Genomic DNA, 26630 nt, shown 5'->3' on the forward strand with positions numbered 1-26630 from the left:
TTTTTTTAATCTGTAAATTTCTTTCGCCGGTTTTGCGTTAATCATTGCAATATCCCCGGTGGTCCTGACAAAGACGGAAGACGAAGCAGGCCGTAGCCGTTTGTTTTGAAGTCAAGATGAAATACGGTTTCCACGAACCGCGCAAGCGCCCTATCAAGATTATTATGCTACTGTTAACCCTGTTACTTGCAGGACAACGGTCGGCCTACGCCCAGACAGATTCCGCTGCTATTGCTCAAAGGGCAACTATCGTTAAAGATACGATCTCCGCACAAGGCGCCGCTGCCGCGCAAAACAAGGCCAGGCTCTTCTTCAATTTTGACGCGCGGGGCACATTTATCCAGCACAAGCATATCAACGTGTTTGGGGTTAATGCCGGGATCACTTTCGGCGAAAAGCGTAACCGGCTCACGGCGGGCTATTACTGGCTGGGTTACAATGCCGCCCGACGACTCGTTAACTGGCGGAAAATACTTCCCAACCCATTGAACCTCTCCTATTACACGGCTACCGACGTCCGCTTTGCCAACTTCGCCTACTGGCATACGGCGATCCGCAACAAGCGTTGGGTATTATCCACTCCCCTGGAAATAGGGATCGGAAATGAGAGCACCCGTTTCCGCGACCTGTTCGACGGTGCCTCTTCCGGCTCGCGAAAGGACTACTTCATCCCCCTGCAGGTAGGTGTCTATGGCGAGTACCGTGCCTTGCGCTGGGCGGGTATCAATTCACAGATCGGCTATCGGAATGCCCTATCATCCGGCGAGTTCCGCAAGCGGTTCAGCGGTTTTTATTATAGTTATGGAATAAATCTCTACCCCGAGGCTATCTGGAAGGATTTCAAGAAGTGGAGCAGGAAAAAAGCGAAGTCTCAGGCGGTTGATAATGGAGTGTCGCCGGTCGGGAATTGAGGGGTATCGAGGCTTCGTATTCAATCCAGCCGTTTGTAAATTGGCTAAAAAGTGATTTACCATGAAAGCTATACGCCACCAATCCGCTTCTAAGCCAAAGAAAGCGATGCACTCAAATGGAGAACTTGAACAGTCGCAAAAGCGACCTGGCATTACCGATGAACCCGGTAGACGCAAGCTAGGGCTTTATGATGGAATGCCCGGTTACTTTATGAGCGATGATTTTTGTATAACCACAAAGGAAGAATTTGATATATGAAATACCTTTTGGACACGCACACTTTAATCTGGACAATACTTGAAAGCTCTAAATTATCTCTTAAAGCCGCTGACGCAATTTCGGACAAGAAGAATCAAATCTACGTCAGTTCAATTACTTTTTGGGAAATCTGTATAAAAATGGGCTGCGGCAAGTTGGTTTTAGGCAGTTTGAAGTCAGAGAACCTTCCTAAGATCTGCACAAATTGGGGGTTTCAACTATTGGCGTTGACTCCCGATCAGGCCAGTACCTTTCAACAAATAACGGCTAAACATCATAAAGACCCCTTCGACAGAATGTTGATCTGGCAATCGATGTGTCATGATCTGATCTTTATCACCGACGACAAAAATATCGGTAAATATAAATCCGACGGCCTGCAAGTAGCCTGGTAATCTCCATTTCAAGCCATTTTTCAACGAATTTCAATGCGCCTCTTGCGTTTTCAATTTCTTTAAACTTACTTTGTCTATCAAATTAGTAGATTTTATCTGTTAACCACCAGCAGACGAGATCAAGTCACAATCTTTTTCAAACATGAAATCGATGGATCGTTATTCTTCGCGCATTAGTATTGTGCCTATGGTGGGCCGTTCCGGTTATTCTTTCGCAATTGCACCCTGTTGCTGTTGTTGAGCTGCACTGACGACCGTCTGTGTCGTCGCTACCTGATTTTTCATCCTATTACATTCCATTCATTAGGCCGTGGGTTGACAACCCATGCTTCCAACCACTTTTACATCATGAAAAACTTTAAGACAATCTTTCTGGCGGCAGGTCTGGCGCTCGCTGCTTTTCCTTACGCATTCGCGCAGGAGTCCAACGAAAATAAAGTGATCATTACCGGTGTGCGTTTCGCTTATCCGCTGGTCGACAAATGGATCAAAGAGTATACCGCAGCCAATCCTAAGGCGCAAATTGTGATCGAAACGCGTACGATCACCGATCCAGCGAAATACGACTTGCTGATCGAAGCCTATGATCAGGAAAAGGAAGTGAAGGACACCCGCGAGTATATTTCGATCGGTCGCTATGCGTTGCTGCCGGTGGCGAATGCAAAATCGGCATTTGCGAAGGAATATGCAGATAAAGGGTTGAATGAGAAGACCTACAAACAGATCTTCTTCCACGATATTTATGCCGAAAAAGACAAGTCGCTGACGACGCAGTACACGATCTACACCCGCCTGCAAAAGGCCGGGGCGCCGCTCACGTTCGCCAAATATTTCGGATATGAGCAGCAAAATATCAAAGGGAAAGCCATTGCCGGTGCCGATGAGCATCTGATCAAGGCGCTTTTGAAAGACGAGACGGGCATTACCTACACCACGCCGGGCCTCGCGTATGACCTGCAAAGCCGTAAGCCGCTGGAAGGGCTGACGATCATCCCGGTCGACCTGGATGGCAACGGCCGTGTTTCGAAAGAGGAAAAAGCACTGGAAAACCTGGATCAGGTAATCGCAACGCTGGAAGCGGAAAAAGTGAAAAATGTACCGGTGGAAAACATTCATTTTTCAATTGCGAAAAATAACTCGAATCCCGAAGCCAAGAAGTTCCTGCTTTGGGTAGCGGCGAATGCCGACAAAGACCTTCATCAATTCGGTTATCTGAAAGCCGATGCCAAACGCCTGGCCGACGAGAAAGAGAAACTGGAAAGATTTCAGGCTGTAAAGTAAGGTTTGCACGCCCGCGGGCGCGATGTCGTGTTGCGCCCGCGGATTTGCCTCCCATTTCTACAAAACCTTTATGAAAAAACGACTACTATCCGCCCTGACCTGGCAGCGGCTGGGCCTTTTTATGCTCAGCACTGCCGTTTTTAGTCACGCATCAGCACAGCACGACCCCGTTCGGCCTTTCGGGGGAAAGATCGGGAAGACGATCGAAGAAACGGAGCAATGGTGGCAGGAACAACCCAAAGCGCCCAAAGGCGCACCTAATGTGGTATGGATCCTGCTCGACGACGTGGGTTTCGGTGCGACATCCGCATTCGGCGGACTTATTGATACCCCGAATTTCGAAAAGCTGGCGAAAGGCGGCCTGCGCTATACCAACTTCCACACCACTGGCATTTGCAGTCCGACGCGTGCATCTCTGCTCACGGGCAGAAATCCGCATGCGGTTGCCATGGGGCATCACGCCGAACTGGGCATCGGAGCGCCTGGCTACAATGGCAATATCCCGTTCGAAGCGGGGACGGTGGCCGAGATTTTCAAGGAAAACGGCTATAACACATTTGCATTAGGTAAATGGCACGGCAATCAGCCACGCGACCTCACCATCGCCGGACCGTTCAATCGCTATCCGACCGGTCGTGGCTTCGAGCATTTTTACGGCTTCCTGGGTGGCGCAACCGATCAGTGGCACCCGCAGTTGGTAGAGGAAACTTCACCGATCGATATCGAGCCTAATACCAAACATTTAAACCAGCTACTGGCCGATAAGGCTATTTCCTACATTGCCAACCAGAAGTCGGCCGATCCTGAAAAGCCCTTTTTTCTTTACTTCGCGACCGGTGCCGCACACGCGCCCCATCACGTGGCGCGCGAGTGGAGTGATCAGTACAAAGGCAGGTTTGACGGCGGTTGGGACGAGTACCGTGAAAAAGTATTCCAGCGACAACTTGCCGGCGGATTGGCACCGAAAGGTACGCAATTGCCTCCGAGGCAGACCGGTATCAAGCCCTGGAACTCGCTTTCGGCTGACGAAAAGAAGATTTACGCCCGTTTCATGGAAGTATATGCCGGGTTCCTTTCCTACACCGACTATGAAGTGGGAAGGGTAGTGGATTACCTGCAACAGATCGGTCAGTTGGACAACACGCTGATCTTTCTTGTGGTGGGCGATAACGGCGGAAGCAAGGAGGGGACCTACACCGGCACGGCGGGAACGGCAGAAAAGTCGTCCGGCGACGATATCAAGTACCTTTTGTCGCAATACGACAAACTGGGTACCGAATACAGCTACCCCAATTATCCGCTGGGCTGGTCGCAGGCTACGAACACGCCATTCCGGTACTGGAAAAGCGATGTGAATGCAGAAGGCGCATCGCACACCACGCTCATCGTGCATTACCCGAAAGGCATTACCGACAAAGGCGGCCTTCGTGCGCAGTATACACACGTGACCGACATCCTGCCGACGACCATCGAGCTAACCGGCGTGACGGTGCCTGCCGAGATCAATGGCTACAAGCAATGGCCGTTTCACGGTACCTCACTGGCCTATTCGCTCAACGATGCGCAGGCTGGGGCGCGGCATACGCAGCAGTATTATGAGCTGCACGGCGGCAGGGCTATTTACAAGGACGGTTGGAAGGCAAGTGTTTACCATCCCCGGAACACATTCGGCGAACAGACGACAGATGTCAATTTCATCGCGGATTTCAAACGCGACAAATGGGAGCTCTACAATATCAATGAAGACTGGAACGAGATCAACGACCTCGCTGCCAAACATCCCGAAAAACTGGAAGCATTGAAAAAACTGTTCGATGAAGAAGCGGAGAAATACAATGTGTACCCGCTCAAAAACTTCCGCGCCGGGCTTACGCCACCACCCATCCGCCCGAAAACCGTGATTTATGAAGGGACAACGATCAAAACGAGGGTTTACATCGGAAAAGGGCCGGTGGATATTACCGCCGAAATCGAAACGGGCAAAAATGCGGAAGGTGTAATTTTTGCGAATGGCGGGTTACTGGGAGGAAGCAGTCTTTATATCAAACAAAACAAATTGCATTACCTGCTCCATGACGGCGTTAAACAGGTTTTGTTGACGTCTTCAAAAGCGCTAAAGGAAGGAAGGAGCACGATTCAGGTGCGGTTTTCGGCTGATAAAAAGGTTATCTTGTCGGTTAATGGCGAGAAAATGGCCGAACAGGCGGATATGAATGCTACTAAATATCTCGCCTCTGCCTCTTCCGAAGGGTTCAGCGTCGGGAAAGACCTGAATTCGCCTGTGACCAGGGATTATCCCGGTACCTTTGCTTTTACCGGTGCCGTCAAGCAGCTGGTGATCGAGCAGCGTGAGCAGGATCAGGAAAAAGTAGGTCTTTTGCAAAAGGAGAATTAATACTAAACAGCATTCAATGAGAAAACTTCTGAAAGGGACGGCAATGCTGCTGGTCACCTGGACCCTCGCCTGCACAGCGCAGGCCCAGACGCCCCGTAAGCCGAATATCGTCGTCATCCTTGCCGATGACCTCGGCTACGGCGATATCGGTACATTCGGCGCGACGGACGTTCGAACACCCAATATCGACGGGCTGGCTGCGAATGGCATCAAACTGACATCATTCTATTCGGCCTCGCCCGTGTGCAGCCCCACGCGCGCGGCGCTCATTACCGGCAGGTATCCGCGCAGGCTGGGGATCGATCATGTGTTTTTTCCGGAAAGCTTTACCGGTATCCCTTCCGAAGAGGTTACCATCGCCGAGGCTTTAAAAGGCAATGGCTACCGCACCGCTATTTTTGGAAAATGGCATCTGGGCCATCACAAGCAGTTTTTGCCATTGCAGAATGGTTTTGATGAATATTACGGCATTCCGTATAGCAACGATATGATGGGCGTCGTGTACCTGCGGGGTAACGATGTGGATAGCCTTAAGGTAAACCAGAACTACATTACGCAGACCTACACCAAAGAAGCCGTACGCTTCATCGACCAGAACAAGGACAGGCCGTTTTTCCTGTACATTACGCACAACATGCCGCACGTGCCGATCTACGCTTCGCCGAAATTTGAAGGTAAATCCAAAAGAGGTTTGTACGGCGATGTGATCGAGGAGCTCGACTGGAGCGTGGGAGAGGTGGTGAAAGCATTGAAAAAGAATGGTCTGGAAGAGAATACGCTGGTCGTTTTCACGAGCGACAATGGTCCGTGGCTGATCTTCGATGTCGAAGGTGGCTCGGCGGGGCCGTTGCGGCAGGGTAAGGGAACCACTTTCGAAGGCGGGCAGCGTGTGCCGACTGTCGCTTACTGGCCGGGCAAGATCAAACCGGGAACAGTTTATGACGATCTGGCGACGCATCTGGACCTTTATCCTACCATTATCAGCCTTACCGGGAGCCAGAAAACGCAAACCAAAAAGCCGCTGGACGGCGAGGATATCAGCCCGGTGCTTTTCGGCACCGCGAAACGGAAAGGGGATGAGTTTGCCTATTATTCCAACGGCGTCATAGAAGCCTACCGCAAGGGTGACTGGAAGATCCGGCTGCCGCAAAAGGATGTGAAGGTCGGCAATGCGGTGATTGTCCCTGCTGCGGATACATTGTTGTTTAACCTGAAAACCGACATTGGTGAGCAGAATAACCTTTTGAAATCGAACCCGGCGAAAGCGAAGGAACTGTTGGCCTCATTGGATGCCTATAAAAAGAAGATTGGCAATACCCCGCCGCCACTCGTGCAGCGGATGCCTTCCGACGACAGCCACATTAAAAAAAGAGCCGAGCGGGCTGCTGGAAAAAGTACTGGTAAATAAGTAGTTTTGGAATGGTTACGCATTTGATAACCATTCCATTTTTTACTTTAAAAAGAGCCATGAAAAAAATTGCCACCACCGCCCTCGGGCTTTCATTCGCCTTGTCCTTTCTGTTTAATTCTGCCAAAGCGCAGGATATCGCGCTTAAACCGGCTTCGCTTACGCCCTATCAGGTTACCGTTGCTGCTGTCGATTACAAGGGAAAACAGGCCATTGCGCTGGAAATGCCAGGCATGCCGACCAATGAAAAGACCGTGGCCGTATTGAAAGACATTGATTTCCACAACGGTACCATCGAAGCCACCATTTCTGGCCAGCCCAGGGCGAACTCCGGTGAAGGCGCACGCGGATTTGTCGGGATCGCGTTCAGGGTGGCTTCGGATACTTCCCAAATGGAGCTCTTCTACATCCGTCCGACCAACGGGCGTGCCAACGATCAGGTGCGCCGAAACCACTCGACGCAATATGTGTCCATGCCCGGGTTTCCCTGGGAAAAACTGCGTAAAGAAACCCCTGAAAAATATGAAGCCTATGCCGATATGGTACCGGCAGAATGGACGAAGGTGAAAATTGAGGTAAAGGATGAAACTGCAAAGTTTTACGTCAATGGCGCTTCACAACCGACGTTGATCGTGAACGACCTCAAACAGGGGAAAGACCTTCGCGGAAGTGTGGGTTTGTGGATCGGGCCGGGATCGCTGGGGCACTTTACGGACCTAAAGGTGACCAAGCTCGACTAATTGTGCCATACGGTAAACCATCGGCTTAAAATATCCCAATAATAGAAGTCCATACTTGTATTATTGGGATATGTAAGTTTACTTTGCCTACGGAATTTATAGAGTAATGATTTGATCGGACTTCCTGTCGACCGGAAATAACCACCATTTCCAAAAGGTACATTTACAAATGCCTGTAATGCTTTAAATACAGGGTCAGGATTTCACGTACGTGTTCGGTTACGTATATTTATTAACGTTTCGTTTTAAGCGTGGTGCCGTTGCCACGATGATCTGTCGTTGTCGATGGCATAACGTGTGTTGTAGTTTGAATGGCGCTATCGTCAACGCCGAGCAGACCGGTGTGTCCGGGTGGCATTACTGTTTTACAGACAATCAAAATCATATCAACTTCGGAATAACTATCATTCAAATGCAAAAGCAACCCATCGCCCAATTGCTCTTTCTTGCAATACTCCTTGTGGCGCAGGCCGCCTTCGCTCAAAAGAAACCCAATGTGATCGTGATCCTCGCCGACGATCTCGGTTATGCCGACCTGGGTTGCTACGGCAGCGAAATCCCGACGCCTAACCTCGACCAGCTTGCACAAAACGGTGTGCGCCTCACCAATTTTTACAATACGGCACGTTGCTGCCCCACGCGCGCTGCGTTGCTTACGGGAGTATACAGCCACCAGGCGGGTATCGGGCACATGATGGACGACAAGGGAGCCGACCACCCGGCTTACCGCGGTCAACTGAACCACAATAGCGTAACCATTGCAGAGGTGATGAAAAGCGCAGGCTATTTTACGGCCATGACGGGCAAATGGCACGTTGGGCACCAGCATGGCGTGTACCCATCCAACCGCGGCTTCGACCGCTCCCTGCACGCGCCTGCGGGAGGTTTTTATTATGGTAGTGGCAATAATGCAAAGCTGTTCCTGAACGGCCAGGAAATCCCGAACGACTCGGACAAATTACCAAAGGACTGGTACTCGACCGACCTTTGGACGGATTACGGCCTGCGGTTCATCGACGAGGCCGTGGCTGAGAAAAAGCCGTTTATGCTTTACCTCGCACATAATGCGCCGCATTTTCCTTTGCAGGCACCCGAGGAGGATATTGCCAAATTCCGTGGAAAGTACCTGAAAGGCTGGGAAAAGCTGCGGCAGGAGCGTTATGAGAAGCAGATCAAAATGGGTCTCGTTGACCCATCGTGGAAACTGCCGCCCATTAACCCGAATGTCAAAAAATGGGACAGCCTGAGTGATGCAGAGAAGAAACGTTACGACGATATGATGGCGATTTACGCTGCGGTGATTTACCGGCTCGACAAAAGCATCGGCGATCTGGTGGCAGGCTTGAAAAAGCGCGGCGTTTTTGATAATACCGTTATTCTTTTCGTATCCGACAATGGCGGTAATGCCGAGCCGGGACTCGAAGGCCGTTACGAAGGTGACCAGCCAGGTACTGCGAAATCGACCGTTTTCCTGGGCCAGGGTTGGGCGGAGGCAGCCTGTACGCCATTCTGGGCCTACAAGCACCACACCCATGAAGGCGGTATTTCTTCGCCGGGCATTATCTCCTGGCCTGCGGGCATTCCCGCATCGCGTAATGGCCGGTTCGAACGCCAGCCTGCACATATTATCGATATTATGGCTACTTTAGTTGAGCTGGGTAATGCGAAATATCCGGCGACGTATGCGGGTAACACGATTCAGCCGCTGGAAGGAGCCAGTTTGAAACCCGCGTTCACAGGTAAGCCGGTCAACCGCAAGAACCCGATTTTTTGGGAACACGAAGGGAACCGTGCCATCCGCGACGGAAAATGGAAATTGGTAGCCGAAAAAACGGAGAAATGGCAATTATACGACATCGAGAAAGATCGCACGGAACTGCACGATCAGTTCGAAAAGCAACCGGAAATCGCCCAAAAACTTGTTGCCAAATACGAGGAATGGTATAAACGCGTAGGGGCCGAGGACTATGAGAAAACTTTCAAATGGTTTTATGATTACGATAAAGCCAAACAGGAAGCCAATTCCGGAGGCGGGAAGTAGCGATTTCAGGACTCCGTCGGAGCCTCGTTTTTAACGGTTAATTCAAACAAATGAAAATGATAAAAAACCATCGGATTGCTTTCGGGCTATTGTTACTTATTATTCCGGCAATTGTTACAACTGCTTTTGCCCAGAAGAAGAAATACAATGTACTGTTTATTGCGGTCGACGACCTCAACAATGACCTGGGGACTTATGGTAACGCCTTCGTAAAATCTCCAAACATCGACCGGCTGGCCAGGCGGGGTGTGCGGTTCGATAAGGCCTATACCCAATTTCCGCTTTGCAGCCCCAGCCGTTCTTCGCTCCTCACGGGCCAGCGACCCGATGTGACGAAGATCTATGAGTTGCAGACGCATTTCCGCAAAAACCTGCCGGACATCGTTACGTTGCCGCAGCTTTTTAAAAATAACGACTATTACAGCGCGCGGGTAGGCAAAATATACCATTACGGCGTGCCCGGCCAGATCGGTACCGACGGGCTGGACGACCCGGATTCGTGGAACTACCGCGTGAATCCCAAGGGCCGTGACAAAACCGAAGAGCCGTTGATCAAAAACCTCACACCCGACCGTGGGCTCGGAAGCGCACTGGCCTGGCGGGCTACGGAAGGCACGGACGAAGAACAGACCGACGGGATGATCGCCAGCGAAGCCATTAAAATTATGACGGAGAAGAAGAATGAGCCGTTTTTTCTTGCCGTAGGCTTTTTTAGGCCGCATTCACCTTATGTGGCGCCTCAGAAATACTTTGATATGTACCCGGTAGACAAGGTGCCGCTTCCCAAAGAGGTCCCGAACGACCTCGACGACGTTCCCGAAGCTGCATTGTTTACCAAGCCACCGCACTGGGGCCTTGATGAGGCGAAGCGCCGCGAGGCATTGCGGGCCTATTATGCTACTATTACATTTATGGATGCGCAGGTGGGCAGGCTGATCGACGCGGTCGATAAACTGAAACTGGCCGAAAAGACCATTATTGTGCTATGGAGCGATCATGGCTATAACGTCGGCCAGCACGGGCAATGGATGAAACAAAGCCTTTTTGAAAACTCTGCGCGTGTACCGTTGATCATCTCCGTTCCAGGCGGTACAAAAGGAAAGGCATCTGGTCGGACGGTCGAACTCGTGGATATTTATCCGACACTTGCTGAGCTTTGCGGGCTCGATCCGAAGCAGAATTTGCAGGGTAAAAGCCTTATCCCGTTACTCAAAAACCCGGGTGCGGTTTGGAATAAGCCCGCTTATACACAGGTTCGCAGAGGTCAGATCTTTGGCCGCAGCGTGCGTACGGAGCGTTTCCGCTATACCGAATGGGACGGTGGCAAGGCAGGCGTGGAGCTTTATGATCATCAAAAAGATCCTGGCGAGTTTACGAACCTGGCGAAGGATAATAGTTTCGTGATCACGGTAAATGAGCTGGCTGTATTGTTGAGAAAAGGCTATCCGGAAGCGGAGCAGCAGGCTGGAAAGTGATGCTGAGATATGCGAATGCTCACGATCGCCCTCGCCCTTGTATATGGGTTGCCGCCGCTCCTGTTAATCTACTTCATAAAGTTCGGGCAGTCTTCGCTGAACTCCATTGTACCCCTCGTATTCATATTCTTCGAAATCATTGATCTTGTGATCGTCCAGGTCTTCAATGTTGTTGAATACCCTTACACGATCGATGAAGGCTCGTTCTTCCTGTGAAAGGCATTCAAAAAGAATGTCGATAATCAAATCCATCTTCTCGTATCTATCCATTTTGACGAGTGATGGTGCGCTTAGTCCAAGGGTATATTTATCCTTTTTCAAACCATGATATGCGGATGCCAGGCCAATGGCATCTACCACCAGGCCTTCTTTTCGTTTCTCATGAAAGACATCTTTCAACCGTTTTACCAATGCTGACTTATCCATTGCATTACTTTTTTAACAGAACTGATAAATTGCCTGACCAAATGTTGACGGCATGACCAAACCTCAATAAATTTACGGATTATCGTCGAAAACTGAATGTTCGCAAACTACATTCTCTTAGTAAGAATAGAAAGGATTCAGAAAATAGGATAATCAACCGGCACGCCAAAATGTCCGAATGGCTCTACCCATCTCACTAAATTTTTCCAACTCTTTTTTTGTCACCTCTTGCATTCTTAAAACCTTTTATTGATCTTTGTCTATCGAATTTATAGATTTATCGAGAACGAAGGGAGAGGTTAGGCTCTGTGATCTTCTGGCAACCTGTGACTCGTCAAGGTGCCCCAACCTAATTCTGTTGATAAATCTGAGAATCCAACCACAGTGAAGAATCTGGTAATGCGTAGTAGTACAGGCTGTTGTAAGCTGTGGGATTGCTGTGCGTTGCTGCCGACAAACTTTGATCAACAACAAACAAGAGGCAAATGGAAATTTATCTGGATAATGCGGCCACGACCGCGCTAGACCCGGAAGTGATTGAGGCGATCCTGCCATTTCTTACCACACATTATGCCAATCCTTCGTCGGCTCACGGCGCGGGCCGGCGAGTGAAAGAGACCGTAGATCGGGCGCGCCACACGGTCGCGCAGCTGCTGGGCGCTTCACCGGACGAGATTTACTTTACAGCCGGTGCGACCGAGGGTATTAACCTCGCATTGTCGGGCGCGATTCAGGCTTATGACCTTAACCACGTCATTACAAGCCGTATCGAGCACAAAGCGGTTTTGCAAACGCTGAGGCGCCACGAAAGAGACGGTGATACCGAAACCAGTTTCGTGAAACTCGATGAGCGGGGCAATGTAGACCTGTACCACCTCGAAAATCTCCTGCGGGCTAACCCGCGCACGCTCATCGCGCTCATGCATGGGAACAACGAGATCGGCAATGTGACGGATATTCAGGCGATCGGTGTGCTGGCGAGGCGGTACAATGCCGTATTTTTTACCGACACAACCCAGACGATGGGCAAGGTACGATTCGATTTAGAGGAAGCGGATATCGATTTCCTGGTAGGCTCGGCCCACAAGTTTCATGGTCCGAAAGGTGTCGGATTTGTCTATATCAATAAAAAGCACCAGCTGAAACCGCTGATCTACGGTGGGGGGCAGGAGCGTGGCCAGCGTGGAGGGACCGAGAATGTCGTCGGAATTGTGGGACTGGCGAAGGCGCTGGAAGTGTCTTACCGCAACCTGGAAACAAACCAGAATAAGATCAGCAAGCTGAAACAATATCTGGTATCGAAGCTGGCGATCAGCGGGATCGGGGGGATTTGTTATAATGGCGAGAGTAAATCCTCTGAAAACAGCGTCGCTAACGTGCTCAGTGTCTCGTTTCCCTGTTTGAGCACGGGTAGCATTGTTACGAAGCTGGATCAGGTGGGAATCGCAGGTTCCGGCGGCAGTGCCTGCTCGGGCGGGGCCGCATCGCATGTAATTCAGGCGCTGGCGACCGAGCCCGACAAGGAGAATGTGCGGTTCTCGTTCAGCAAATTCAACACTTTCGAAGAGCTGGACCACGTCGTGGATGCCATTGTGGGGATTTACGAATCCGATCCGGCCGTTGCTACCGGCAAGGCCTGGAAAAAGATAGCAAGTTGGGCATAAACTGGCGGAAAGCGGCGTCAGGGTATTGCATTCCGGATAGTTATATTACATTTGTATATTAAATCTATAAAATAAGTAGAGTAAATTTTCAATTCACATCATGAGAAGAAATTTAGTGTTGATTTTCCTCCTGTTCAGTGTCGCCTGGCTACAACCGGCCCAGGCACAGACGATCCAGGTTACCGGTAAGGTGACCTCCACAAAAGGCGAAACGCTGCCCGGCGTCACAGTCCTTATCAAAGGTACTTCCAAGGGTACATCCACCAGCGGCGATGGCAATTACACAATCGAGGCCGACGCCGGTTCGATATTGAAATTTTCGTTTATCGGTTTAAAATCCACTGAATTAGCTGTCCCGCGCGATGGCAAACTCGATGTGCAGCTGGAAAGCGACGAAACTATTTTGCAGGAGGTAGTGGTGACTGCGCTCGGCATTGCCAAAGAGAAGAAATCGCTCGGCTATGCGGTGCAGGAATTGCAGACCAAAGACGTAGCCGAGGCGCGGGAGGGTAACCTGGTGAATGCATTGTCGGGTAAGATCGCCGGCGTGAACATTACCAACAGCCAGGGCGGAATGGGTTCGTCGCGCATCGTGATCCGGGGGGAAACGTCCATTGCAGGCAATAACCAGCCACTCTTCGTCGTGGACGGTATCCCGGTCGATAACTCGCAGCTGGGCGCCGGAGCCAACGGCTCGCGTGATTTTGCGAATGCGATTGCGGACATTAATCCGAACGACATCGAGTCGATCAGCGTGCTGAAAGGCCCTAATGCGGCTGCATTGTACGGCTCACGCGCTTCCAATGGCGTGATTCTCATTAAAACCAAAAGCGGTAAAGGCGCACAGCGCGGCCTGGGCGTGAATCTGAACTTTGGTTATTCCTCTGAAAAACTGCTGGTATTGCCTGAATATCAGAATGTGTTTGGTCAGGGAACAGGCGGGGCATTCTCTTATGTCAATGGAAAAGGCGGGGGGATCAATGACGCTACCGACGAAAGCTGGGGACCGAGAATGGACGGCAGACTGATCCCGCAGTTCTTCTCAAATGGCGAGGCGGTTCCGTTTGTGCCGCATCCCGATAATGTGAAAAACTTCTTCGTGACCGGCCATACGCGCACGACAGGCGTGTCGGTTGCCGGTTCGAACGATAAGCTCGATTACCGTTTTTCATTCAATAACAGCAAGCAAACAGGGGTGATCCCGAATACGGATATTTCCAAAAATTCATTCGGCGTGAATTCAACATACCGTTTGAACGACAAGCTGACGCTATCGACGAGTGCGAATTTTGCCAGAAGCAGCTCGGATAACCTGCCCGGCACGTCCGGCCGCGGAAGCAGCGTAATGCTTCAATTCCTATGGTTTGGACGTCAGGTCGATACCGAATTATTGAAGGATTACAATAAAGGCGGGTTCGATTATAACTGGAACCACAGCTATTACAGCAACCCCTATCTGTTGCAATACGAAAACACCGCCCAGCAGCGCCGTGACCGCTTTTTCGGCAACGTGAATTTGTCTTATAAAATCACCGACTGGCTCACGGCCAATGTCCGCACCGGTAACGACTATTATAATGACAAGCGCAAGTTCAAGGTCGCTTACGGTACCAACGGAACACCGTACGGCTCCTACACGGAAGACAGCTACGTCGTAAACGAGAACAATACCGATTTTAACTTCAATTTCCACAAGAATGTAAGCCCCGATTTCGAGCTCGACTGGCTTGTGGGCGGTAACCTCCGCAGCAACTTCAACGAACAGAACTACCAGCAGGCGCCGCGCCTCGCAGTAGCCAATTTGTACACGCTCAATAACTCCCGTGACCCGCTGGTTTCGTACAATGTGCTACGTAAGCAAAAGGTTTACAGCGCGTTCAGTTCCGCGCAGCTGGGTTTTCGCAACTATGCGTTTTTGAACCTTACTGCGCGTAACGATTGGTCGTCGACATTGCCCACCGGCAACAATTCGTACTTCTACCCATCGGTGAATGCCAGTCTTGTGCTGACGGATGCATTCGATATCAAAAGCAACGTGCTGACTTACGCCAAACTTCGTGGTGGCTGGGCCGAGGTGGGTAAAGACACCGATCCTTACCAGCTGGTGAATACCTATCCGTTCAACCAGCCGTTCGGCAGCGCACCGCTCCTGACGGTTTCGGACGTGTTGTTAAGTGAAAACCTGAAACCGGAAATCACCCAATCGACCGAGATTGGCGCGGATGTGGCACTGTTCCGTAACCGGGTGCGATTGGATGTAAGTTATTATAATACCGATAGCTACAATCAGATACTGCGCGCTGATGTGAGCCCTTCCACGGGTTACAAGCAAAAGCTTTTGAATGCGGGCCATATTAATAACCGCGGCATTGAAGCCATGCTGAATGTGAAGCCGATCGAAACCGCATCGGGCTTTAAATGGGATATCGGGATCAACTTTTCGAGAAACCGCAGCAAAGTAGTGGAGCTCGACGATGAAGGTTTCCTGAACGATTACAAACTCGGTACCAACGGCGTGACCGTCTACGCGAGCAAAGGGCTTGGTTACGGCGCTATTTTCGGATCGGCATTTGCCCGCAACGAAGCGGGGGAGCAGATTATCGGTGCAAATGGATTGCCCACCAAGAACCCGAGCTTACAGGTACTGGGCCATTACACGCCGAAATGGATGGGCGGTATCAGCAACTCATTCTCTTTTAAAGGGTTCAATCTTAGCGTGCTTATCGATACCAAACAGGGCGGTTCTATTTACTCGGCTACCAATGCAACCGGCCGCTACACCGGCGTGCTGAAATCGACTTTGCAGGGCCGCGATGCCGATCATGGGGGGTTAACCTACTATTATCCGGGTAACAATAAGGCCGGCGTGGCCGTGCAAGTTGCGAATGCCGCTGCTGCTCCCACTGGCGCGGTCGTGTACGACGACGGTATCATTGCCCGGGGAGTAACCACCGACGGAAAGCCTAACACGGTCATCGTGCCGGCGGAACGCTACTACAAAGGCGTGTACAGCAACAGCGCGGGTATCAACGAAGCGAGTGTGTTCGACGCATCTTTCATCAAATTGCGTGAGGTGAAGCTGGGTTACACTGTCCCGCAGGCGTTTATTTCAAAATTCAAACTGCAAAGCCTCGTGTTCTCGCTGTACGGGCGCAACCTGGCTTTCCTGCAAAAGAAAGCGGACAATATCGATCCTGAAACAGCATTCAATACCGGCAATACCGGCCAGGGACTCGAATCGTTGCAATTGCCGACGACGGCTTCTTACGGTTTCAACATTTCATTAGGCTTCTAAATTGACCCATATTCATGTTTACCAATCATATTACCAAAGGATTTGTGATCGCTGTAGCCGGTCTGCTCTTTACCGCTTGCCAGGATCAACTGGAAGAAACAAACACGAACCCGAACGAGGCGATCAAGGCGCAGCCCGAGTACTTGCTTGCAAATGCGATCAAATCGAATGCGGACCTGATACTCGGCTCGGATGCCTCGATGGAAACCAGTACGCTGTTTATCCAGCATTGGGCCAAAATTCAATACACCGACCCCGACAAGTATACCGTAAGTATCGCCAACGTGCAGAACGTCTGGACGAATCTCTATTCGCAGGGGCTGACCGACTTTGCGACCATTATCAAAATCGGGGAGGAGACCGGCAATACCAATTATCAAGCCGTAGGGCTCATCCTGAAATCATGGTCGTTTCAACTGCTGACCGACCTGTACGGTAACATTCCTTACAGCCAGGCGCTGAAACTGGAAGAGACGTTGGCGCCGAAGTATGATTCGCAAAAGGACGTTTATCTTGGACTTCTGAATGACCTGAAAAAAGCGACCGACCTGATCAATGTCAGCGGTGCACCGATTGGCGGTGACCTGGTTTACAACGGGAACCTCACGAAATGGAAGAAGTTTGCCAACTCCCTGCGCCTCCGGATCGCCCTGCGCATTGCCGATAAGGAACCGGACGCGGCCAAAGCGGTGGTAGCGGAGCTGGCCAGGGACAAAACAGCCCTGATCGCTTCGAATGACGAGATCGCCCAGCTCATTTACCTTGCATCGCCGAACCAGAACCCCGTTTCCCGCGACCGTGAAACCCGGGACGACTACCGGGTCAGTAAATCGATTATCGATAAATTACAGGAACTGAAAGATCCGCGTCTGGCGGTTTTCGCCAACAAAACGGTCGATGCGACACCGACGGGCTATATTGGTGTCACAAATGGCCTGCCAGCCGATTCGGCCGCGAAGCTCGGTTTTACCAAAACTTCGAAATTGGGTGATTACTTTACCGCACCGGCATCTCCGGCGGTTTTTGTGAGCTACGCGGAGGTTTTGTTCAACCTCGCAGAAGCTGCCCAGCGCGGTTTCATTTCCGAAAATGCGGCTGACCTGTACAAAGCGGCAGTGACGGCCTCGTTGCAGCAGTTTAAAGTAGGTAATGCGGAAATCGCAGCCTACCTCGCGCGGCCGTTGGTAGCTTATCAAGCAGCAAACTATAAAAAATCCATCGGAGAACAGAAATGGCTGGCATTGTTCAGCCAGGGACTGGAAGCGTTTGCTGAATGGCGCAGGCTCGACTATCCGCAGCTGAAACCGGCCTATGCGGGCGTTTTGAACGGGAAATTGCCTGTGCGCCTCACATACCCGACAGGCGAGCAGGCGCTGAACGCGGCCAACTATAAAGCAGCCGTGGCCGCCCAGGGCGAGGACCGCCTGACGACGAAGTTATGGTTCGACGCATTCTAATTTTAACAAAATTTAATGTGGCCTGCTGGCACTTAACGGAGCTGTAAGGCGTAATGGTAATAGGGCAGCCGGCCACCGGCTGTCAAAACGAACATTCTCAACAAACCAGATAAACATCAAAACCAATGAGCAAAACGTTTTTTCTCCGGATCATCTACCGGAATGCCGGGAACCTGCACAAGATTACTTCCAGTGTGGAGTCTGTAAACGGGGCGAAGATCAGGCATCTGAATTTTATCAGTAAAGGCAAGAGTTTCGTAGGCGTGATCGCGTTCGAGGCGTCCCAACTGATCGACTTCGAGAAAATCATGACGCTGATCCGCCGCAACCGCGACATTTCGGAAGTTGAACGGATTATGGATAGCTCATTGTGCTGTTGATCGTAATCAGAAATGCAAAAGACCAGGGACGGTAAACATCCCTGGTCTTTTGCTTGAAAAGTATATATCTAGTAAGTGGCGGCTACCTGTTTGGGTTTTCTGTATTTATGTAGGTTAATCAAAAGAACACTTCCTAAAATCACGATCAGGCCTGAAATCTGTAAAAGGGTAATCGATTCATGGGCGAAGAAAATGCCCAATAATACGGCTACGACGGGGTTCACATACGCATAAGTGCTCACCTTGGTCGCGGGTTGTACTTTCAAAAGCCAGACGTAAGCGCTGAAACCGGCGATCGAACCGATGAGGATCAGGTAAATCGTTGCGAGCCAGGCATTCAGCGGAATTGCCGCGATGTCAATGGAAGCCCATTCGCCCGATATGAATGTGCCGGGGATAAATGCAATTCCCGCTGCCAGCATTTGCCAGGTCGAGTTGACGGTGGCCGAATTTGAAACCGAATTGTATTTGGAATACAAAGAACCACCTGCCCAGGCCATTGAACTCAACACTACGAGCACCATCGCGAAGAGATCGCGGCTGCTGTTCAGGGAGGACATGGTGGCCATGATTTTTTCGTAAAACAGCAAAATGACGCCTGCAAAACCGACTACCAGTCCGACGATGGTCGACTTGTTGCTTAAATTCTCAGCCCATTTCGGTTTATCCAGCAATACAAACCAAAGTGGTGCGGACGACACCATAATCGCTACCATTGCGCTGGGCAGGAACTGTTCTACCCAGATAATCACCCCGTTAGCGACAAACAGCAATAGCAGACCCGTTACAATGGCGGGCTTCATGACTTTCCAGGAAAATACCTCTTCCCCTTGCATCAGGCTCCAGCCGAGCATCAGCAAGCCGGCGATGATGAAGCGGAAGGCTCCCAAAAAGAACGGTGGAAATCCTTCCAATGCCCTCTGGATGAAGAAATAGGTGGATCCCCAAACGATGTAAACGGTGGCGAAAGCCAATACCACCATTAAAGTTGACGGAGTTTTTGTTGACGTTTGCATGGCGATTTCATTTTTCTGGTATAACTAATTGTTGCTCTTCCTTGACCGTTTCGAGGACGATCGTAGTGCGTGTGGACGTGATATTCTGTATTTTACTGAACTTGTTCCGCATGAGGTCCATGAGCGACGCCGAGTCGGCCGTGCGGACTTTAACCATATAGCAATCCTCACCTGCAATGTGGTGAACCTCCTGCACTTCCGGTATTTTGGCGAGCTCTTTGGCTGTATTATTGCTGCCCATACCCTCCGACGATTTCATGGCGATGAATGCCAGCAATGTCTGTCCCAAAGCCACCGGGTTGATCCGCGTCGTGTATTTGACGATCACCTGCTTTTGTTCCAGCTTCTTGACCCGTTCGAGCACTGCCGAGGGGGCCATTTCCAGCTCACGCGCGAGATCGGCATTCGTCATGCGCGCATTCTCCTGCATGAGGCGGAGAATGCTGAGATCGGTTTTATCGAGAACTATTTCTGTTCCGTTCATTATTCTGTGAGATTAGGGTCAGTTAGAATTATATTCAAAAATTTGACTTATATTTTGAATATAGTTCAGTTATTACAATGGCTGCTTTGTAAAAGTTCGTCATAAGTTTAAAAATTTCGAATTTTCTTCGAATTATTTGCGAAATAGGTGACGATCATGCGGAATGCTGTTTTTGTCCGTCGTTGCCTGATAATAAATCCTGAACCTACACACGCATGAAAAGACTAATAATGAGCCTGTTAGGTGTTTTCTTGTGCGCCGCCGTAGTGATGGCGCAAATCGATCAAAAAGCGACGCCGGAAACGGCCGCGCTGTATCGCAATCTCAAAAGGCTTTCTGAACAGTACATTCTTTTCGGCCATCAGCATGCTACCGAGTACGGGCACGGCTGGTCGGGTGACGCGGAGCGGTCGGACGTGAAGTCGGTGACGGGCTCGCATCCGGCGGTGATCGGTATCGATTTTATGGGACTCTCGGGGCGCCCTGCCGACGAAGTCGCAAAAACAGCCGAGGCATTGCGGAAGAACGTGATCGCTACCTACAATCGCGGTGGCATTACCACGGTGGCCTGGCATTTTTCCAATCCGGCGTCGGAGGGTGGTTTTTATTGGAAGGATGATGTTTCAAAGCCCGCCATGGCGCTGATTAAGCCAGGCGGCTCACATCACGAGCAATACAAGCTGATACTGAAAACGATCGCCGATTTTGCGCATTCGGTCAAAGGCAAAGATGGCACGCTGGCGCCGATGATCTTCCGGCCATTCCATGAATTCGACGGCGATTGGTTCTGGTGGGGCAAAGGCCATACCTCGCGCGAGGATTTTATCGCCGTCTGGCGCTTCACGGTTTCCTATCTCCGTGATCAGTTAGGTGTTCATAACTTTCTTTACGCATTCTCCCCCGATAATAAATTCACTTCCGAATATGAATTCCTGGAACGCTACCCCGGCAACGATTGGGTGGACATGGTAGGAATGGACAACTACGGCGACTTCGGCCGCGATGGCAAATACAACCTGCAAGCCGGTTTGAAAAAGCTGGAAATTGTTTCGGAGTACGCGCAAAAGGCGGGAAAACTGGCCGCATTCACGGAAACCGGCTCGAAAGCATTCCCAACCCGACATGGTGGACGGAAACACTTCTTAAAACATTAAAGGCCAGGAAACTGCAATTGGCATATGTACTGGTCTGGCGCAACGACACCAAAAGTCCCACGCATTACTACGCGCCATTTCCCGGCCAGATCAGCGAGGCCGATTTTGTGAAGTTTTACCACGATCCTTACACTTTGTTTGAGAAGGATTTGAAAGAGGTGTATAAATAAATGCGCCGTTTAATGAATGGGCTGAGCGGGCTTGCGCGTTGAGCTGTTATCGTGCGGTTATATTGTGGCCTGCGAATCAGGATTTGTATAAAATTGCGAAAAAAAACATGATGACTTTCACTCACAAGCTTACCAACACTAAAAACCTTTTCTCATTGACCGCCCTGCTATTGATCTTCATTGCGGTTTCCTGTGCCCCGAAATATAATCCAACGCCTGCGCCGGACAGGCTACTCCCTGAAATAAAGACGGTAGCAGCCACTTTTGGACAGTCGGGCAACGTGGTAGAAAATTTTTACCTTGATTTTGTAAGTCTGGGAAATGTGCCGATCGAGGAGTACGGCATCGTTTATGCGTTTTTGCCCGATACCACGGCAGTGAACCTCGTGATCGGTGGATCTTATCCCACTGCAAAATTCAAAAACGCGCCGAGGATCGGAGCGAACAAGGAAACTTTCAAAATTGTATTCCCTACCGGCATGCATGCATTATCCTACCGGGCCTACGCAAAAGTGGTTGGCGGCGAAGTGCGTTACGCTTCTAACCAGCTAAACAAAACTTACTAATGCTCCATTAGCCGTTTGATAAACATGCGATTGCCGCTTGGTGGATGGGCCGGGAAAGCGGTGATAGACGATACTATAATTGTGAAAAAACAACGCGATTATGGTTATCAATCAAAAACACATCAACTACAAACGCCGGTTTTCATGGTTGGCTATTCTATTAGCCTATATAATCATGCTCTCGTGCACCAATCATTCGCATAAGAACGATGTCAGGCCACAAGAGAAAATCTTCCCGGAAATCCATACCGGCCCTGCCACCTTTCACCCGCTTGGCGGCGTGATCGAGACTTTCGAAGTCCATTTCGATAAGCTGGGCAACATACCCGTCGAGGAGTATGGCGTAGTGTATGCATTTCTTCCCGAAACCACATCGGTGGACCTGAAAGTCGATGGTCCTTATCCAGTTGCAAGGTTCAAAGAAACTGCCAAAACCGGCTCCAATACCGAAAGTTTTAAAATCGGCTTTCCCACCGGTATGCACGCATTGACGTACCGTGCCTACGTGAAATTGAAAGGTGGCGAAGTGCGGTATGCCGAGAACAGTTTCAATAAAACCTATTAATCCTGCGCCACCCGCTCCTGAAACTTCCTGCTGACCAGATGGTAATTAAACAGTTCCACCAGATCGATCAGCACAGTGTTCGGATCGTTGGCGTTGAGGTAGGTGCGTACTTTCCGGATAAAATCATACAGCGGCTCGTAATATTTGTGGCCTGTTTCTTCCTGGAAATCCTGGATCGTAAATGCATTACCCTTTTTGAGGATCATATATACGGCGATAAAAAAGTAGGAGATTGGAAGCTTGCTGCCTTCCAGCACAGTGCCGCTTTGTAAAGTGGTGCGGAACCTGCATTGCTTGCATTGAAACTGTTGCTTCGGCGCGAGCCAGTAATGATGGGTACCGCCGCATTTCTTGCAGATGATCCCACGCCTTAACCTGAAATCCTTGAATGCCTCCGTGGCGATGGTTTCGTTCTTGTAAATATCGATCAGATTGCCCGCTTGCATAATGAAATGATAGATTGAGATATCCAAAGCTAAGAAAAAAGACAATATAATATTAAGTCTATCGAATTTATATAGAATATTTTTAGTGGTACGCTCCCGAATCGGTCAATCCACAAATTCTATTAAAACGATAGGGGAGTGAGCCAAATTTTAATCGGTGTGAATGCTTTATTGGCGAATTTTATTTCTGGCAATTGATAAATGAAAACACTATATTGGTACAATCTACGGGCGCTTGCTGATCTGGGAAATAGGCTTTTTGCGGGCCGGTGGCAGGCTCTGTGGTTCTTTAAAGGCCTGATTTATAGTTCACGTATGTTTGTGATCGTTAATCCGGTCGCGTCCCGGAAATGCCTTACGACGCAATGCAGCTCGTTTCTCATTAATAATCAGATACAGAATGGCCAAGTTAAACCAAAATCAAACTGCGCTCGGTGACGTGGCAGCACGGCAGTTGGCGATCGCAACCCGTACGGTGCCTCAATTCGAGGCGATCACGCCGCGCTGGCTGACACATTTGCTGAACTGGATTCCCGTGGAATCCGGCGTATACCGCCTGAACAAGGTGAAAGAAGGAAGTACCGCAGAAGTAGATTGTTCCCGTCGCGACGAGCGCGAGCTGCCCCATACTTTCATTGATTACGTTGAAAATCCACGCGAATACAACCTCACGGCCGTCAATACGGTGCTCGACGTGCATACCCGCGTTTCGGATTTGTACAGTAAGCCTTATAATCAGATCAGTGAGCAGTTACGCCTGACGATTGAGAGTATCAAGGAGCGCCAGGAAAGCGAACTGATCAATAACCAGGAATACGGCCTGCTTTCCAGCATTGCTGATAAACAGAAGATTTCCACCCGCCTTGGCCCGCCTACGCCGGATGACCTTGACGAGCTCCTGACCAAAGTCTGGAAAGAACCCGGGTTCTTCCTGTTACATCCAAAAGCCATCGCTGCATTCGGCCGCGAGTGTACGCGCAAGGGCGTTCCACCTCCGACGATCTCGCTTTTCGGTTCCCAATTCATTACATGGCGAGGCATTCCACTGATTCCCTCCGATAAAGTGCCCATTGAAGACGGCAAAACCAAAATCCTCTTGCTCCGTACAGGTGAAAGCCGCCAGGGTGTAGTAGGGTTGTACCAGCCGGGCTTACCGGGTGAGCAATCCCCGGGGCTTTCTGTCCGCTTTATGGGCATCAACGATAAGGCGATTGCCTCGTACCTGGTGTCGCTTTACTGCTCACTGGCGGTGCTGGTTGATGACGCGATTGCGGTATTGGAGAATGTAGAAATCGGTAACTACCATGAGTACAAATACTGACGGTTTCCCAGGCGGCTTGCCGGACGCCGGTGCTTTGGAGCGGCTCGCCAACGAGCTTTTCAAGGCATTACCGGGCGAAGTGCCGTCCCCCGTATTCTCGCCGCACCTCGAAGACCATCCGAGGGCGGAAAAAATGCTGGGAATCATTCAGCAGGAGTTCGATCGCGGGCAGTCGCACCCGCATCAGGACTTCGACCTGAACGAGCCGCAAACGAGCCTGCCCGATCCGCATTTTACCGACGGCCATGTGCCGCCGTCGGCCGCCGGGGCTGGCGTATCGCCGGCAAATATCAAGCCTGTCGGCCAGACGCCTGTCGGCCAGACGCCCGTCGGCGAGATAAGCCCGTCGTTGCCTTATCAGTTTGATACCCAGCATGACCTGACGGATGTTTTTAGCCGTATTCCAAACTTTGGCACTTCCGCGCATTTACCTTATTCGGGAGCTGCGCCATCGTTGCCGTCCTATTATTTTCTGAATGAAAATTTTACGGAAAAGCCGCACATTCCGGGCACAGCCAACTTTTTGCCACACAGCTTTTCGCCGTTTTCACCGGGTAATATTCATGTGGGTAATGACCGCGACCAGCTTGGCCGCGCCGTACAAAGTCCCATCGGCAAGATCCCGTTCGATGTAAACCGTGTCCGCAACGATTTCCCTGTTTTCAAGGAGCGCGTGAATGGCAAGCCGCTGATCTGGTTTGATAATGCCGCCACAACGCAGAAACCCAGGCAGGTGATCGACCGGATCAGCTATTTTTACGAACACGAAAATTCGAATATTCACCGCGCCGCACATGAGCTCGCAGCCCGCGCCACGGACGCTTACGAGGGCGCACGTGAAAAGGTAAGGGCATTTGTGAATGCGAGTTCGGTGAATGAGATCGTGTTCGTGCGCGGTACCACGGAGGCCATTAATCTCGTGGCCAAAACCTGGGGCGATCAGTACCTGAATGCAGGCGACGAAATCATCGTAAGCCATCTCGAACATCACGCGAACATTGTCCCCTGGAAGCAGCTGGCTGATAAGAAAGGTCTTGTCCTGCGCGTAATCCCGGTCGACGATGATGGTCAGATTTTGCTTGACGCTTACGCGGGATTATTGAATCCGAAAACCAAGCTCGTTTCCTTTACACAAGTTTCGAATGCATTGGGAACGGTGACACCGGCGAAGCAGATCATCGAAATGGCCCATGCAGTTGGCGCGAAAGTGCTGCTCGACGGTGCGCAATCCGTCTCGCACCTGCGCACGGACGTCACCGCGCTGAATTGCGACTGGTTTGTCTTCTCAGGCCACAAGGTTTTCGGGCCGACAGGCATCGGCGCTTTGTACGGAAAAGAGGAAATTCTGAATGCAACGCAGCCCTGGCAGGGTGGAGGTAATATGATCGTCGATGTTACATTCGAGCATATTCAATACCATAAGGCACCGTCGCGTTTTGAAGCCGGCACCGGTAATATTGCCGATGCGGTTGGATTAGGCGCGGCGTTGGATTACGTGAACCAGCTCGGCATAGAGAATATCCATATGTACGAGCATTTCCTGCTCGAATACGCTACCGGCCTCATGCAACATGTCCCCGGGCTTCGGCTGATCGGTACCGCGAAGGAAAAGGCATCTGTATTGTCATTTGTTCTGGATGGTTATAAAACCGAGGAAGTAGGGGCGGCGCTCAATAAGGAAGGCATTGCCGTGCGCTCCGGCCACCACTGCGCGCAGCCTATTCTCAGAAGGTTTGGCCTCGAAACTACCGTACGGCCTTCGCTGGCATTTTATAATACCTGCGAGGAAATAGACGTACTCGTGGCGACGCTGCACAGGCTTGCAGCAAGCGGTAGGGGCCGCAGAGCATAGATTTCGTAATACCGCATGTCATCACTCATCGATCTTCTTAAAAAAACGCATCATGCCGAGTGGGAGGCGACTCCCTCCTGGCATGATGCCACGGCCTGGCTCGACGATCTGATCCATTTTCTTTTCCCAAGCAATAATTTGCCCAAAAAGACCTCTTATGAAGGTATTTTGAAGAAAAATCAGATCGATCTTGAAAACATCCTGCTCAGCTACCTCGATCCGAAAAAGGTCGGCATCGAACAAAAAGTGGCTTCTTTCTACGATGAGCTGGAAACGATTTACAAGAACCTGCGCCTTGACGCCAGCAAAATTTACGAGTACGATCCCGCCGCTACGAGCGTCAATGAAGTGATTGTTTCGTACCCCGGTTTCTACGCGATCGCGGTGTACCGCATCGCCAACAACCTGAGCATCCTGCAAATCCCCGTGCTGCCCCGCATTCTCACGGAATATGCGCACGGCAAAACGGGCGTCGATATCCATCCCGAAGCCACCATCGGCGTGCCGTTTATGATCGATCATGGTACCGGCATTGTCATCGGCGCCACTTCGGTGATCGGTAAGAATGTGAGCATTTATCAGGGTGTTACATTGGGCGCATTGCAGGTTGCGAAAGCGCTTTCTAATACCAAACGCCACCCGACGGTAGGTGATAACGTCATCATTTACGCGCGGACAACCATCCTGGGAGGCGACACTGTCATCGGCGAAAACAGCGTTATCGGCGGCAGCGTTTTCCTCACCAAAAGCGTAGCGGCCAATTCGCAGGTGTTTAATACGCATCAGCTACGCATTACCAACCGGGCGGAAGGGTGACCACTGTGCGGGGCATCAGTCACGTGTTGCCAGGTGTTGTAAAGTATGGTCATGTGTTGTCAAGTATGGTCAAGTATGGTCAGGTGTTGTCATGTGTTGTCAAGTTTGGAGAA

General features: G+C 50.6%; 24 protein-coding genes and 1 riboswitch. Of the genes, 20 read left to right on the forward strand and 4 right to left on the reverse strand.

Going from position 1 to position 26630, the window contains the following annotated elements; all coding sequences use genetic code 11:
- The first annotated feature begins 164 nt into the window (after positions 1 to 164).
- The 9 genes from AAHB90_RS05155 (at position 165) to AAHB90_RS05195 (ending at position 10905) form a co-directional block, all read left to right on the forward strand.
- On the forward strand, positions 165 to 911 hold the full coding sequence (locus AAHB90_RS05155) for a hypothetical protein (protein WP_342083846.1): 747 nt from the start codon (positions 165 to 167) through the stop codon (positions 909 to 911).
- A gap of 61 nt (positions 912 to 972) precedes the next feature.
- Positions 973 to 1170 (forward strand): hypothetical protein, encoded by a 198-nt coding sequence (locus tag AAHB90_RS05160; RefSeq protein WP_342083847.1) that lies wholly within the window; start codon positions 973 to 975, stop codon positions 1168 to 1170.
- Complete coding sequence (locus tag AAHB90_RS05165; RefSeq protein ID WP_342083848.1) at positions 1167 to 1565, forward strand: type II toxin-antitoxin system VapC family toxin; 399 nt, start codon at positions 1167 to 1169, stop codon at positions 1563 to 1565. Before AAHB90_RS05160 ends, AAHB90_RS05165 begins: the two co-directional genes overlap by 4 nt.
- Before the next feature lie 348 nt (positions 1566 to 1913).
- Entirely contained in the window at positions 1914 to 2846 is a 933-nt protein-coding gene (locus tag AAHB90_RS05170) for a hypothetical protein (RefSeq protein WP_342083849.1), read from the forward strand.
- Positions 2847 to 2916: 70 nt separating this feature from the next.
- Complete coding sequence (locus tag AAHB90_RS05175; protein ID WP_342083850.1) at positions 2917 to 5241, forward strand: arylsulfatase; 2325 nt, start codon at positions 2917 to 2919, stop codon at positions 5239 to 5241.
- Positions 5242 to 5257: 16 nt separating this feature from the next.
- On the forward strand, positions 5258 to 6649 hold the full coding sequence (locus tag AAHB90_RS05180) for a sulfatase family protein (protein ID WP_342083851.1): 1392 nt from the start codon (positions 5258 to 5260) through the stop codon (positions 6647 to 6649).
- A gap of 59 nt (positions 6650 to 6708) precedes the next feature.
- Complete coding sequence (locus AAHB90_RS05185) at positions 6709 to 7389, forward strand: hypothetical protein (protein ID WP_342083852.1); 681 nt, start codon at positions 6709 to 6711, stop codon at positions 7387 to 7389.
- A gap of 412 nt (positions 7390 to 7801) precedes the next feature.
- Positions 7802 to 9430, forward strand: coding sequence for an arylsulfatase (locus tag AAHB90_RS05190; protein WP_342083853.1), 1629 nt, complete (start codon positions 7802 to 7804; stop codon positions 9428 to 9430).
- 56 nt (positions 9431 to 9486) lie between these two features.
- Entirely contained in the window at positions 9487 to 10905 is a 1419-nt protein-coding gene (locus AAHB90_RS05195) for a sulfatase (protein WP_342083854.1), read from the forward strand.
- A gap of 63 nt (positions 10906 to 10968) precedes the next feature.
- On the opposite strand, the gene AAHB90_RS05200 is transcribed toward AAHB90_RS05195, so the two are convergent.
- The gene (locus tag AAHB90_RS05200) at positions 10969 to 11331 is read right to left on the reverse strand and encodes a hypothetical protein (protein ID WP_342083855.1); all 363 of its coding nucleotides are present in this window, start codon (positions 11329 to 11331) and stop codon (positions 10969 to 10971) included.
- A 274-nt stretch (positions 11332 to 11605) separates the two neighbouring features.
- Positions 11606 to 11699, forward strand: a riboswitch (SAM riboswitch).
- 117 nt (positions 11700 to 11816) lie between these two features.
- Here AAHB90_RS05200 and AAHB90_RS05205 point away from each other — a divergent pair.
- The 4 genes from AAHB90_RS05205 to AAHB90_RS05220 all read left to right on the forward strand — a co-directional run bounded on the left by AAHB90_RS05205 (position 11817) and on the right by AAHB90_RS05220 (position 18127).
- Positions 11817 to 12995 (forward strand): cysteine desulfurase family protein, encoded by a 1179-nt coding sequence (locus AAHB90_RS05205; protein WP_342083856.1) that lies wholly within the window; start codon positions 11817 to 11819, stop codon positions 12993 to 12995.
- A gap of 100 nt (positions 12996 to 13095) precedes the next feature.
- Positions 13096 to 16290 (forward strand): SusC/RagA family TonB-linked outer membrane protein, encoded by a 3195-nt coding sequence (locus tag AAHB90_RS05210; protein WP_342083857.1) that lies wholly within the window; start codon positions 13096 to 13098, stop codon positions 16288 to 16290.
- 14 nt (positions 16291 to 16304) lie between these two features.
- Positions 16305 to 17747: a SusD/RagB family nutrient-binding outer membrane lipoprotein gene (locus tag AAHB90_RS05215; RefSeq protein WP_342083858.1), complete on the forward strand. Its 1443-nt coding sequence runs from the start codon at positions 16305 to 16307 to the stop codon at positions 17745 to 17747.
- Positions 17748 to 17872: 125 nt separating this feature from the next.
- Positions 17873 to 18127, forward strand: coding sequence for a hypothetical protein (locus AAHB90_RS05220; protein ID WP_342083859.1), 255 nt, complete (start codon positions 17873 to 17875; stop codon positions 18125 to 18127).
- 68 nt (positions 18128 to 18195) lie between these two features.
- Here the strand turns inward: AAHB90_RS05220 and AAHB90_RS05225 are convergent, their stop codons facing one another.
- Positions 18196 to 19143: an EamA family transporter gene (locus AAHB90_RS05225; RefSeq protein WP_342083860.1), complete on the reverse strand. Its 948-nt coding sequence runs from the start codon at positions 19141 to 19143 to the stop codon at positions 18196 to 18198.
- 7 nt (positions 19144 to 19150) lie between these two features.
- Positions 19151 to 19627 carry an Lrp/AsnC family transcriptional regulator gene (locus AAHB90_RS05230; RefSeq protein ID WP_342083861.1) on the reverse strand — a complete coding sequence of 159 codons (477 nt, stop codon included), beginning with the start codon at positions 19625 to 19627 and terminating at the stop codon, positions 19151 to 19153.
- 215 nt (positions 19628 to 19842) lie between these two features.
- Here AAHB90_RS05230 and AAHB90_RS05235 point away from each other — a divergent pair, with 215 nt between their 5' ends.
- From AAHB90_RS05235 to AAHB90_RS05250, 4 genes are all read left to right on the forward strand, one after another.
- Entirely contained in the window at positions 19843 to 20781 is a 939-nt protein-coding gene (locus AAHB90_RS05235; RefSeq protein WP_342083862.1) for a glycoside hydrolase family 26 protein, read from the forward strand.
- Positions 20782 to 20798: 17 nt separating this feature from the next.
- Positions 20799 to 20951: a hypothetical protein gene (locus tag AAHB90_RS05240; protein ID WP_342083863.1), complete on the forward strand. Its 153-nt coding sequence runs from the start codon at positions 20799 to 20801 to the stop codon at positions 20949 to 20951.
- Positions 20952 to 21058: 107 nt separating this feature from the next.
- Positions 21059 to 21517, forward strand: a complete 459-nt coding sequence (locus tag AAHB90_RS05245; RefSeq protein WP_342083864.1) for a hypothetical protein — start codon at positions 21059 to 21061, stop codon at positions 21515 to 21517.
- Positions 21518 to 21617: 100 nt separating this feature from the next.
- The gene (locus AAHB90_RS05250; protein ID WP_342083865.1) at positions 21618 to 22082 is read left to right on the forward strand and encodes a hypothetical protein; all 465 of its coding nucleotides are present in this window, start codon (positions 21618 to 21620) and stop codon (positions 22080 to 22082) included.
- Here AAHB90_RS05250 and AAHB90_RS05255 read toward each other — a convergent pair.
- Complete coding sequence (locus AAHB90_RS05255) at positions 22079 to 22528, reverse strand: IS1595 family transposase (protein ID WP_342083866.1); 450 nt, start codon at positions 22526 to 22528, stop codon at positions 22079 to 22081. The genes AAHB90_RS05250 and AAHB90_RS05255 overlap by 4 nt on opposite strands.
- 400 nt (positions 22529 to 22928) lie before the next feature.
- Between AAHB90_RS05255 and AAHB90_RS05260 the strand changes: the two genes are divergently transcribed.
- The 3 genes from AAHB90_RS05260 to AAHB90_RS05270 are packed head-to-tail and all read left to right on the forward strand — an operon-like array spanning position 22929 to position 26517.
- Positions 22929 to 23849: a family 2A encapsulin nanocompartment shell protein gene (locus AAHB90_RS05260; protein ID WP_342083867.1), complete on the forward strand. Its 921-nt coding sequence runs from the start codon at positions 22929 to 22931 to the stop codon at positions 23847 to 23849.
- Positions 23833 to 25701, forward strand: a complete 1869-nt coding sequence (locus AAHB90_RS05265; protein WP_342083868.1) for a family 2A encapsulin nanocompartment cargo protein cysteine desulfurase — start codon at positions 23833 to 23835, stop codon at positions 25699 to 25701. The genes AAHB90_RS05260 and AAHB90_RS05265 overlap by 17 nt, the downstream gene beginning before the upstream one ends.
- Before the next feature lie 15 nt (positions 25702 to 25716).
- Positions 25717 to 26517, forward strand: a complete 801-nt coding sequence (locus tag AAHB90_RS05270; protein WP_342083869.1) for a serine O-acetyltransferase — start codon at positions 25717 to 25719, stop codon at positions 26515 to 26517.
- Positions 26518 to 26630 lie beyond the last annotated feature (113 nt).

The organism is Dyadobacter sp. OTU695, from assembly GCF_038440355.1.
GTDB lineage: Bacteria > Bacteroidota > Bacteroidia > Cytophagales > Spirosomataceae > Dyadobacter.

Bases quoted from the DNA above. Each gene is read 5' to 3' on its own strand.
- AAHB90_RS05155 (WP_342083846.1), top strand. From the start codon at position 165: ATGCTACTGTTAACCCTGTTACTTGCAGGACAACGGTCGGCCTACGCC.
- AAHB90_RS05160 (WP_342083847.1), top strand. From the start codon at position 973: ATGAAAGCTATACGCCACCAATCCGCTTCTAAGCCAAAGAAAGCGATG.
- AAHB90_RS05165 (WP_342083848.1), top strand. From the start codon at position 1,167: ATGAAATACCTTTTGGACACGCACACTTTAATCTGGACAATACTTGAA.
- AAHB90_RS05170 (WP_342083849.1), top strand. From the start codon at position 1,914: ATGAAAAACTTTAAGACAATCTTTCTGGCGGCAGGTCTGGCGCTCGCT.
- AAHB90_RS05175 (WP_342083850.1), top strand. From the start codon at position 2,917: ATGAAAAAACGACTACTATCCGCCCTGACCTGGCAGCGGCTGGGCCTT.
- AAHB90_RS05180 (WP_342083851.1), top strand. From the start codon at position 5,258: ATGAGAAAACTTCTGAAAGGGACGGCAATGCTGCTGGTCACCTGGACC.
- AAHB90_RS05185 (WP_342083852.1), top strand. From the start codon at position 6,709: ATGAAAAAAATTGCCACCACCGCCCTCGGGCTTTCATTCGCCTTGTCC.
- AAHB90_RS05190 (WP_342083853.1), top strand. From the start codon at position 7,802: ATGCAAAAGCAACCCATCGCCCAATTGCTCTTTCTTGCAATACTCCTT.
- AAHB90_RS05195 (WP_342083854.1), top strand. From the start codon at position 9,487: ATGATAAAAAACCATCGGATTGCTTTCGGGCTATTGTTACTTATTATT.
- AAHB90_RS05200 (WP_342083855.1), bottom strand. From the start codon at position 11,331: ATGGATAAGTCAGCATTGGTAAAACGGTTGAAAGATGTCTTTCATGAG.
- AAHB90_RS05205 (WP_342083856.1), top strand. From the start codon at position 11,817: ATGGAAATTTATCTGGATAATGCGGCCACGACCGCGCTAGACCCGGAA.
- AAHB90_RS05210 (WP_342083857.1), top strand. From the start codon at position 13,096: ATGAGAAGAAATTTAGTGTTGATTTTCCTCCTGTTCAGTGTCGCCTGG.
- AAHB90_RS05215 (WP_342083858.1), top strand. From the start codon at position 16,305: ATGTTTACCAATCATATTACCAAAGGATTTGTGATCGCTGTAGCCGGT.
- AAHB90_RS05220 (WP_342083859.1), top strand. From the start codon at position 17,873: ATGAGCAAAACGTTTTTTCTCCGGATCATCTACCGGAATGCCGGGAAC.
- AAHB90_RS05225 (WP_342083860.1), bottom strand. From the start codon at position 19,143: ATGCAAACGTCAACAAAAACTCCGTCAACTTTAATGGTGGTATTGGCT.
- AAHB90_RS05230 (WP_342083861.1), bottom strand. From the start codon at position 19,627: ATGAACGGAACAGAAATAGTTCTCGATAAAACCGATCTCAGCATTCTC.
- AAHB90_RS05235 (WP_342083862.1), top strand. From the start codon at position 19,843: ATGAAAAGACTAATAATGAGCCTGTTAGGTGTTTTCTTGTGCGCCGCC.
- AAHB90_RS05245 (WP_342083864.1), top strand. From the start codon at position 21,059: ATGATGACTTTCACTCACAAGCTTACCAACACTAAAAACCTTTTCTCA.
- AAHB90_RS05250 (WP_342083865.1), top strand. From the start codon at position 21,618: ATGGTTATCAATCAAAAACACATCAACTACAAACGCCGGTTTTCATGG.
- AAHB90_RS05255 (WP_342083866.1), bottom strand. From the start codon at position 22,528: ATGCAAGCGGGCAATCTGATCGATATTTACAAGAACGAAACCATCGCC.
- AAHB90_RS05260 (WP_342083867.1), top strand. From the start codon at position 22,929: ATGGCCAAGTTAAACCAAAATCAAACTGCGCTCGGTGACGTGGCAGCA.
- AAHB90_RS05265 (WP_342083868.1), top strand. From the start codon at position 23,833: ATGAGTACAAATACTGACGGTTTCCCAGGCGGCTTGCCGGACGCCGGT.
- AAHB90_RS05270 (WP_342083869.1), top strand. From the start codon at position 25,717: ATGTCATCACTCATCGATCTTCTTAAAAAAACGCATCATGCCGAGTGG.